Genomic DNA, 10082 nt, shown 5'->3' with positions numbered 1-10082 from the left:
AGGACCCACACTTATTATATCATTGGAGGTTTTCTTATCTAGGGCTAAAGCCGTAAGGGGAACCACCAGCATAGCAGGTGGTTTTATTGTATAGGCATACAATAAAAAAAGCCTGTAGGCAAACACCTACAGGCTTAAGTACGTGGGCGAGAAGATTCGAACTCCCGACCTTTTGGTCCGTAGCCAAACGCTCTATCCAGCTGAGCTACGCCCACACGTTGTTGTGAGTAATTATCTCGCTCACAACAAAATTTATTTTATAGCAAAGCTTCTGTTTTGTCAACACTTTTTTAAAACTTTTTTCTATATAGCTCCTATCCTATATCCTGAATCCACGGTATCGGTTCACACAGGCATAAATTTCCTGTCTGCGCACTTCTGCCAGATTTCCCGGCACGTTTCTGCCACACACTGCTCCAGGTCCCTCCTCATTGATCCTGTCACATATCATTTCCAACAGTTCATAAATCTCTGTGTGCGGGTTCTTTTCTAATTGTTCCAGTACGTATTTCATCACATAACTCAAAGTTGTAGTCTGCTCTACATCTACAATCTGCTCTACATACTTTAATTCTACTGCACTTTTACCGATGGAAAAACTGTCTTTCCCAAACTGTTTTACCTTAATCTGATCATGTTTCTTTTCCACCTTATACGCTGTAAGAACTCTGTCATTCTGTTTCCAGAGATTATTGCCCAGCATACTCAACGCCAGTTCATGAACACCGCCCTCCTTTTCCGGTGTTCTCTCACAGATGGCTCTGACTTTTTCTGTAATATCCAATGTACGATATATATCCATCTGTATGACCTTATCTGCGATATGAAAATACGCCCCGGAACTTCCGGCAACCAAAATAACTGATACGCCCTGATTTTTATAAAGATTCCTCGCCTGATCGATAAATGGCGTGATTGGCTCTTTATCCTTAGCGATCACTGACTGCATCAATTCATCTCTCACCATAAAGTTAGTTGCAGAAGTATCTTCATCAATCAATAATGCTTTTGCGCCTGCATTTACTGCCTCCACTACATTCGCAGCTTGCGAAGTTGATCCACTGGCATCTTCTGTCGAGAAATCCACCGTATCTTTTCCATTTGGAAGATTATTAATAAATGGAGATATATTAACATGAGACACAGCCCGTCCATCTTCCGCACGTATCTTCATCGCCGTGTGATCAGTAATCACATATTCTCTTCCGTCTCCCTTAATGTGATTATATACACCAAGTTCCAGTGCTTTCAAAAGAGTAGATTTACCATGATAACCACCGCCAACGATCAAGGTGATCCCTTTGGGAATTCCCATGCCTTTGATTTTACCTTTATGCGGAAGTGTAAGTTCTACTTCCATTAATTCCGGCGATTCAAATGGCACTGCTCCTCGCATTGGTCGATCTGACACACCACTTTCTCGCGGGAGCATCGCACCATTTGCCACAAACGCTACAATCCCGCGCTCTGGAAGCTGTTCCCTGATTGCCTGCTGATCATCTGCCAGTTCCACGATTTCCTGAATCTTCTTCGCATCCATGTTATTATAGTATAATGCTCGTTTCACACATTCCGGGACAAAACGAAAAAGTATCTTCTCCAGTTCCGGCGCATTTATCGTACGTCCATTTGCAGGAAAGCCCACTTCAAATCTCACCAGAATCCGCCTGTCATCCATTGTCAAAGCGGTTCGTTCCAGCACCTGCTGACCGCATTTTGATATACTCATCAGACCACTTTTGCCGGAACCTTTTGCCTGAAACATGTATCCGCTCATTACCTTTCCAAATTCACGAATCAGATGATCTTGTAACGCTATTCTCCTATGCGGTTCACTAAAAAGTGTCTTTGGAAACCCTGCCATTTTCTGCATAACTTCAACACTCACTTTAGATGGAGCTGCAAATGGATCTCCCTGCACATGGTCAATATGCAGAATGTATCCCGGAAACTGATAACTTCCTCTCAGATCTTTATACGCAGGATAGCTTCTGCGATTAATCCTGTTCAACTGCTCTCTTAATTGTGCCTCTGTATTCATACTTATTCCATCCTTTTTCTTTTCTTATTATGATGCCTGTGGATTGCCTCGTGTTTTTCCTGACATCTTATTATAACATAAAGAGAAAGGAGAAATTCCTACAAATTTCTCCTCACTTCCTGTATTGCTCTCAATATGGTCATACGCGCTTTCTTTGCCTGCTCCGTTTTCATCTCTGGCACACCTTCCAGAGGGTATTCTTTGCCCATATTTTTATACTTATTAATTCCCATCGTATGGTATGGCAGGATCTCTAATCCCACCAGATTACGCAGACCTCCGATCAGATGTCCGGTATCTGTCAGTTCCTTTTCACCGTCAGTAATCCCCGGCACTACCACATGTCGAATTACCACCGGTATCTCTGCCCTTTCAAGAGCTTTCATGAACTGAAGTACCGCTTCCTGCTTTCTTCCGGTAAGTTCCACATGTCCTGCCGGATCGCTGTGTTTAATATCCAACAGCACCAGATCTGTCACATGGAATAACCGCTCGAATTCGTCCTGCTTTTCCTTGCTGTACATAATGCCAGATGTATCCAGACAGGTATGGATTCCACGCTTCTTCGCTTCTGTAAAAAGCTCCGTCAGAAATCCAATCTGCAGCAGCGGTTCTCCGCCTGTAGCTGTAATTCCACCCTTGCGGTAGAATTCTTTATTTCTTTCATAGCGCTCCAAGAGTTCTTCTACGGTCACTTCCGTGCCCGCATTGATCTCCCACGTATCCGGATTGTGGCAGTACTTACAACGCATAGGACATCCCTGAAAGAATATTACAAAACGAACTCCGGGACCATCTACGGTCCCGAAGCTCTCTGTGGAATGAATATATCCTGTCAATTGATTCTCCCCGCCAGGACCTTACATGCTCTCATGGAAAGTTCTTGCGATGATCTCATCCTGCTGCTCTTTCGTCAGTTTATTAAAGTTTACTGCATAACCGGATACTCTGACGGTAAGCTGCGGATATTTTTCCGGATGTGCCTGTGCATCCAGGAGTTTCTCTCTCGTAAATACATTAACATTGAGATGGTGTCCACCTTTTTCTGCATAGCCATCCAGAAGGTTTACCAAATTATCAATCTGTGATTCGCTGATATTCATATTACATTTCCTCCTCTCTGTCATCTGTAAGGTTTGGTTCCTCACAAGCGCAGTCTGGCTCCATAGAGAAACTCAAGTCATCCAGGCTGATATCGCTCATATATACTGCATCTTCTTTACCAAGCGCTCCAGGAATGATAGAAAATGTATTAGAAATACCATCCTGTGCATCTTTAAATGGAGCTTAGATACAGAGCTCAGAGATGCTACTGCACCGTGGCTATCTCTCTTGTGCATCGGGTTAGCTCCCGGAGCAAATGCCTCACCTGCTTTTCTTCCGTCTGGTGTGGATCCTGTATTTTTACCATATACAACATTGGATGTAATCGTAAGGATTGATGTTGTCGGAATACTTCCACGGTAAGTATGATTACTCTTAATATAATGCATGAACTCTTTTACTACAGTGTAAGCGATGTCATCTACACGGTCATCATCGTTACCATATTTCGGGAAATCTCCCTCTACTTTATAGTCAACAACGATTCCATTTTCATCGCGGATCGTCTTAACCTTTGCATATTTGATCGCTGACAGTGAATCGGCAACAACTGAAAGACCTGCAATACCGGTTGCAAACCAGCGTTTTACCTGTTTATCATGAAGTGCCATCTGAATACGCTCATAGCAGTATTTGTCATGCATATAGTGAATGATATTCAGTGCATTAACATATACCTGTGCCAGCCATTTCATCATATCCTGGAAACGATCCATAACCTCATCGTAATCCAGATACTCTGAAGTAATCGGGCGGTATTTTGGTCCAACCTGTTTCTTAGATACCTCATCCACACCACCGTTGATAGCGTAGAGCAGGCACTTAGCCAGGTTCGCACGAGCGCCAAAGAACTGCATTTCTTTACCGACACGCATAGAAGATACACAACAAGCAATTGCATAATCGTCTCCGTGTGTTACTCGCATCAGATCATCATTCTCATACTGGATAGATGATGATGCAATGGATGTCTTAGCACAGAATCTCTTGAAGTTCATCGGCAGTCTTGTTGACCACAGTACGGTCATATTCGGCTCCGGTGCTGTTCCAAGATTCTCCAGTGTATGCAGGTAACGGAATGACATCTTAGTTACCATTGTACGACCATCGATACCCATACCACCGATAGACTCTGTTACCCATGTCGGATCACCTGAGAACAGTGCATTATACTCCGGTGTTCTGGCAAATTTAACCAGGCGAAGCTTCATAATGAAGTGATCAACAAATTCCTGAATCTCTTCCTCTGTGAATGTGCCATTCTTCAGATCTCTTTCTGCATAAATATCAATAAATGTAGAAGTTCTTCCCAGTGACATTGCTGCACCATTCTGCTCCTTAACAGCAGCAAGGTAACCGAAATACAGCCACTGGATTGCTTCTTTTACATTAGAAGCCGGCTTGGAAATGTCGTATCCATAGATATTACCCAACTCTTTCAGCTCTTTCAGTGCTTTAATCTGCTCTGAAAGCTCTTCTCTCTGTCTGGTAACATCAGAATACATGATCACTCTGGTACCATCTTTCTGTCTCTGCTTATCCTCGATCAGACGATCCACTCCGTACAGAGCTACTCGTCTGTAATCGCCAATGATTCGTCCACGTCCGTAAGCATCCGGAAGACCGGTAATAATGTGGCTGGAACGGCATGCACGCATCTCCGGTGTATATGCGTCAAACACTCCATCGTTATGAGTCTTTCTGTGTTTCTGGAAAAAATCAACGATCTGTGGATCTACATGATAACCATTATCTTCGCAGGCCTTAACTGCCATACGGATACCACCATACGGCTGAAGCGAACGTTTAAACGGCTTATCTGTCTGAAAACCTACGATCTTCTCTTTATCCTTATTCAGATATCCAGGTCCATGAGATGTAATACTTGAGATAATCTTAGTGTCCATGTCCAGAACTCCGCCCTTAGCACGCTCTTCAGCCGACAATTCCATTACCTGATCCCACAGATCCTTTGTAGCCTGTGTCGGACCAGCCAGGAAAGAATCATCACCTTCATATGGTGTATAATTCTTCTGAATAAAATCACGGACATTAATTTCTTTCTGCCAAACTCCTCCAACAAATGAATTCCATTCCTGTTCCATAACTTCCTCCTAAAAGTATATTTCCCGCAGTCCCCTGTTCTGCTTCAATCATTCTAACGTCAAATCAACTCTCTTGTCAATCTCCAACGCATTTTAAAAATGTATATTTTTGAATACATTTTTTCTTTTCATTATGCCAACTGTTTCCCAAGTGCTCTACAAGCAGATTCACAATCAGAATCCGGTGCATCATTGCATATTACGCTGTCACACGCAAGTACCGCTCCTGCATTACGGCATTCATCTTCCCAGTTTCTCATCCACTCACCGTCTCCCCATCCGTAAGAACCAAACAGTGCGATTTTCTTATCCTTCAGTGCTGACACGCATCCCTCAAACATTGGCTCAAATTCGCCTTCTTCCAGCACTTCATCTCCCATAGCCGGGCATCCAAATGCAATTGCATCATAGTCAGCCACTTTCGTCGCATCAAATTCTCCACAATTCAGAAGTTCTCCTTCCGCTCCTGCTTCTTTCACACCTTCCAGTACAGCATTTGCCATAGCCTCTGTGTTACCTGTTCCACTCCAATATACAACTGCGATTTTGCTCATAATAATAATCCTCCTTTAAATTTGAATTTGCTTATGTCAAGCAGCTACCGTGAGCTGCAAAACACTCTTTCCCTGATTCCACAGATGAGTATAGACCTCTGTACACTTTTTGAATTTCCGAAACGTCTGCAACGCTTCACATTCATTGCAATACACCTTCCAACACCCACAGCATAAAGAATTACGCCCTTCATTCTCCACGAATCCAATCACATCTCCAAGCGGATAGCCAAGAAACAGACCAATCTCGTGTGGAAAATCCTCATTATTTTCCAGACGCCCTCGCAAATGTCTGAGAGCATAGTCTGCATCACTACTTTCGTATCCCATTTTTTTCAGAAGTTTTGTCACTCCCGGACGCTTCATATCACGCTCAAGAAAGTTTTTTCTGAATACGTAGATCAATGCCGTCTGCTTTCGGATCTTCAGAATGCACACAGATACCCCTTTCTCTGCCATGCACTGATTCCAGAATTCCACATAGAATTCCACTTCTTCCAGCGAATCGTATTTATATGAAAATAAATTCCCGGTTTTCAACGAAGCAAGCGTTGGAGAACAATTCTCCACCAGATATCTTTCCATCCCGAAGTCTCCTTTCAGCCTGTCAGATACTTTTCAGTTCTTTTAGTGTCACCCATTCTGCATGAATTATTCTTTTTCTTCAAACCCGTAAGTTAGTCTCATCATATTGTAATTAGTTTTATCTAACCTTTGATTAAAAGAAATGAGTTAGTTAATTCTAACTCATTTCCTAATATAGTATATTCTCATTAAAGTGTCAAGCAATTCCATGTCTTTTATTTTATACACAAAAGTAATCCCATTACTTTATCCTATACCACCAAGCAGTGCCCCTGCAACTAATGCCACAAATGCCAGCGGAACAAGCACATACTTTCCGAGCACCAGAAACCATGCTCCAATCTTTTTCTCTCGTCCGGTATTCACAGCTTTCAGTGCAAACTCCCTGTCAGCCACCCAGAAAAACATGATTGCTGCAAGCATCGCCCCCAGCGGACAGACATAGATTGATACCGCGTCCATCCACCCCGAAACGATCCCCTGGATCATAAGCGCACTGATACATCCGAATCCTGCAATACTTCCCACCGCAGTCACACGCTTCATTCCAAATATCTCCTGCATAGCAGCAATTGGCGCTTCATACAGATTCACAAGAGAACTTAAACCAGCAAATAGCACACAAATATAGAATACAATTCCTACTATTTTGCCACCTGCCATACCATTAAATACATTGATCAAATAAATAAACATCAGTCCCGGGCCACCCGATGACAATTCCGCACCGCCAACTGCCATACCAGGTATGATCACCAACGCCGCAAGCATCGCTGCAATCGTATCAAAAATCGCCACATTACGTGCTGAACTCACAAGATCTTCCGACTCACTCAGATACGATCCATAAATCACAGTTCCGTTACCGGCAATAGATAATGAAAAAAACGCCTGCCCAAACGCGTAGATCCAAAGTTTAGGATCCAAAAGTCCACTTGGATTAATCGTAAATATATAACGATATCCACCGACCGCTCCCGGCAATGTAAAAATATAAATTCCCAGACCGACAAACAACACAAACAGCAGCGGCATCATGACACCATTGGCACGTTCGATTCCCCCGGCAATTCCCATTGCCATAATAACAGCTGTTATAAGTACAGCAATAACCAGCCAGAAATTATTTCCAAATGCTGCCGCGGTTCTTCCGAACACTCCTCCGATCACATCCATATCCTGACCCATGTCTGCAATCTGACCCGTGATCGCAAGAAATGTATATTTAAAAATCCATCCGACTATCACTGTATATCCGATTGCCATGGCAAGCGATCCCAGCACCGGAATCCAGCCGATTGTGTTTCCCACTTTCGCATTACCAGTTCGCATCTCCGTGCAATTGCCAAATGCTATAATCGGACCACCTTTCGCTGCCCGTCCCAGCGCCATCTCTTCAATCACTCCGGTAGACGCAATCAATATTACAAACAAAATATATGGCAGCAGAAATGTCATACCACCCCAATCTGACACCATATATGGGAATCGCCAGATATTCCCCATACCAACCGCAGACCCGATACAGGCCAGGACAAACCCTGTCCTGCTCTTGAATCCATCTCTTTCCTTTTCATGTTTCCCCATTTAAATAAATCCTCCAACTACCACTGTTCTCGACCAATCGGCGAAGCCATTCATATTCCTGACTTTGCTTCTTATTATAAAAAATAAGAGAAACGCTGTAATTTCAACGGTTCTCTTATTTTTACTTAATGCCGCAGACCGGAATCGAACCGGTACGAGAGGTTAGTCCCGCAGGATTTTAAGTCCTGTGCGTCTGCCAGTTCCGCCACTGCGGCATTCAATTGTGATTCGCAACTTTGTTGCGAATGGGACCTACAGGGCTCGAACCTGTGACCCTCTGCTTGTAAGGCAGATGCTCTCCCAGCTGAGCTAAGATCCCAAAACGACCCAGAAGAGACTCGAACTCTCGACCTCCGCCGTGACAGGGCGGCGCTCTAACCAACTGAGCCACTGGGCCAAATATTAAATTAAATCACCATGCACCCAGCGTCTATACCAGACGCTCTTGTGCTGGATTAGTGGACCTTCGGGGACTCGAACCCAGGACCGATCGGTTATGAGCCGATTGCTCTAACCAGCTGAGCTAAAGGTCCATATGACGTCCCTTAAAGGACTAAGCCGATGATCGGACTCGAACCGATAACCTGCTGATTACAAATCAGCTGCTCTGCCAATTGAGCCACATCGGCATGATGTGTTGCAAGCAACTGATTTGTAATCATCAGCTCTGCCTGCGATTGACGTGGTCAATCTTACTGAATTGAGCCACATCGGCATGATGTGTTGCAAGATTGAATTATTCAATCAAATGACTCCACCGGGAATCGAACCCGGGTTACCGCCGTGAAAGGGCGATGTCTTGACCGCTTGACCATGGAGCCTTATGCTATCACCACTTCCATGGTGACCGCATTTAATGTTAGCATACTGTTTTAAAATATGCAAGCTTTTTTTGAAATTTATTATTATTTTTGATCGTAAATTTTAGATTCTACCGTTTTGTTTTCAAAATCTATAAAAAGCTGGAATGCGTAACCCTCATCACTGGTATCCCAGATTTCCACATACTTTGGCTCTATTTCAATCAGGATTTCTGTATCTTCATGACTGTATTTATTATAACTTTCCCACAGATGTTCTTTATATCCTTTTTCAAAACGTCTGTCTGGCTCATCTACCACCAATCCTTTATTAATTGCAATTCCTTCCACCTGTACTCCACTCCAGCACAATGCTACATGCGGATTTTCCAGAAGCTGTTTTGTTTTCCGGAAATTCTTGTCTGTCTTAAACCAGATTTTCTCATCATAAAACAGGCAGCTTACGTTTCTTACCATTACATAGTCATTCACGCTGGAAGCCAATGCCATAATCTTCCAATCTCCCAGCATTTCAAACATTCTTTCAACAGCCTGTTCGTATGTAATGTCTTTTTTTAATGTAAATTTCATCCCTAATCTCCTCTTTATCTGTTAATGATTCCTCTTATCACACCACTTAATCTCTTATAAATAATAAATGTAACCACCGATGTTGCCCCATATTTGATCAGATTAAATGGAAGCAGTCCAAAAATAACAAGGCTTACCGTATCCTTCATGGCTGGATTGACAGCATTACACATTGCAATAATATCACCCATGGATATACCGAATAATTTCACATAAAACGGTATAATAAGATATAAATTAGTAAGAACTGCAACTACAGCTACTACACAGCAGCTGACAGCCATTCCGAGAGCAGCACTTTTTCTTGTCTTCTTTCTGTGATAAATAAACACTGCCGGCAACACATAAGCAGAACTTAACAGAAAATTCTGCAGTTCTCCGGTACCAAGCGACATCGTTCCCTGCATCACAAGCTGAAGCAATATCTTCACAACGATAATGCACAGTGCTTCTACCGGTCCAAACATTAGGCCTCCCATAATCTCCATCACACCAGACAGATCAAACGAAAGAAATGGCGGCATAAATGGAATCGGGAATCGCATAAGCATAAGTACTGCACTGACAGCTCCCATAAGACCTATAAATGCAATCTTTTTCACCTTCATCCTCGATGCGCTGTGTACCTGATTACTTACTGTTGTTACTTCTTGTTCATTTCCGTTCATATCGGATCCTCCTATAAAAATAACCCGGAACATCTACGCTCCGGGCT

The 10082-nt window shown here is 43.1% G+C and carries 8 protein-coding genes, 7 tRNA genes and 1 pseudogene; all 16 read right to left on the bottom strand.

Translation table 11 applies throughout. From position 1 onward, the window contains the following. Positions 1–141: 141 nt before the first annotated feature. Positions 142–215: transfer RNA gene (locus tag DXA18_RS09130), tRNA-Arg, on the bottom strand. 104 nt (positions 216–319) lie between these two features. Continuing rightward, positions 320–2041, bottom strand: coding sequence for an ABC-ATPase domain-containing protein (locus tag DXA18_RS09125; RefSeq protein ID WP_118383672.1), 1722 nt, complete (start codon positions 2039–2041; stop codon positions 320–322). A 98-nt stretch (positions 2042–2139) separates the two neighbouring features. Beyond that, complete coding sequence (pflA, locus tag DXA18_RS09120) at positions 2140–2880, bottom strand: pyruvate formate-lyase-activating protein (RefSeq protein WP_118383671.1); 741 nt, start codon at positions 2878–2880, stop codon at positions 2140–2142. Positions 2881–2901: 21 nt separating this feature from the next. Then, entirely contained in the window at positions 2902–3144 is a 243-nt protein-coding gene (gene grcA3, locus DXA18_RS09115) for an autonomous glycyl radical cofactor GrcA3 (RefSeq protein ID WP_118383670.1), read from the bottom strand. Between the two features lie 105 nt (positions 3145–3249). Then, positions 3250–5250 (bottom strand): annotated as a pseudogene (pflB, locus tag DXA18_RS09110) (formate C-acetyltransferase); the annotation flags it as partial. A gap of 131 nt (positions 5251–5381) precedes the next feature. Then, positions 5382–5804 carry a flavodoxin gene (locus tag DXA18_RS09105; protein ID WP_118383669.1) on the bottom strand — a complete coding sequence of 141 codons (423 nt, stop codon included), beginning with the start codon at positions 5802–5804 and terminating at the stop codon, positions 5382–5384. A gap of 36 nt (positions 5805–5840) precedes the next feature. Further along, positions 5841–6389: a DUF3793 family protein gene (locus DXA18_RS09100; RefSeq protein WP_118383668.1), complete on the bottom strand. Its 549-nt coding sequence runs from the start codon at positions 6387–6389 to the stop codon at positions 5841–5843. A gap of 246 nt (positions 6390–6635) precedes the next feature. After that, a complete protein-coding gene (locus DXA18_RS09095; protein ID WP_118383667.1) occupies positions 6636–7976 on the bottom strand; it encodes a sodium-dependent transporter in 1341 nt (446 codons plus the stop codon). Between the two features lie 129 nt (positions 7977–8105). Then, positions 8106–8191: transfer RNA gene (locus DXA18_RS09090), tRNA-Leu, on the bottom strand. A 31-nt stretch (positions 8192–8222) separates the two neighbouring features. After that, positions 8223–8295 (bottom strand) — tRNA-Val (locus DXA18_RS09085). Positions 8296–8299: 4 nt separating this feature from the next. After that, positions 8300–8373, bottom strand: a tRNA-Asp gene (locus DXA18_RS09080). A gap of 62 nt (positions 8374–8435) precedes the next feature. Next, positions 8436–8509 (bottom strand) — tRNA-Ile (locus tag DXA18_RS09075). A gap of 23 nt (positions 8510–8532) precedes the next feature. After that, positions 8533–8605: transfer RNA gene (locus DXA18_RS09070), tRNA-Thr, on the bottom strand. Between the two features lie 120 nt (positions 8606–8725). After that, a tRNA-Glu gene (locus tag DXA18_RS09065) sits at positions 8726–8797 on the bottom strand. Between the two features lie 84 nt (positions 8798–8881). Then, positions 8882–9367: a pyridoxamine 5'-phosphate oxidase family protein gene (locus DXA18_RS09060; RefSeq protein WP_118383666.1), complete on the bottom strand. Its 486-nt coding sequence runs from the start codon at positions 9365–9367 to the stop codon at positions 8882–8884. Between the two features lie 14 nt (positions 9368–9381). Further along, positions 9382–10035, bottom strand: a complete 654-nt coding sequence (locus DXA18_RS09055) for an ECF transporter S component (protein WP_118383665.1) — start codon at positions 10033–10035, stop codon at positions 9382–9384. Positions 10036–10082 lie beyond the last annotated feature (47 nt).

Origin of the sequence: Dorea sp. AM58-8, from assembly GCF_003464045.1 — a bacterium.
GTDB lineage: Bacteria > Bacillota > Clostridia > Lachnospirales > Lachnospiraceae > Claveliimonas > Claveliimonas ammoniilytica.
Note: the sequence above shows the minus strand (reverse complement) of the source record. Positions and strands in the feature narration are given on the sequence as shown.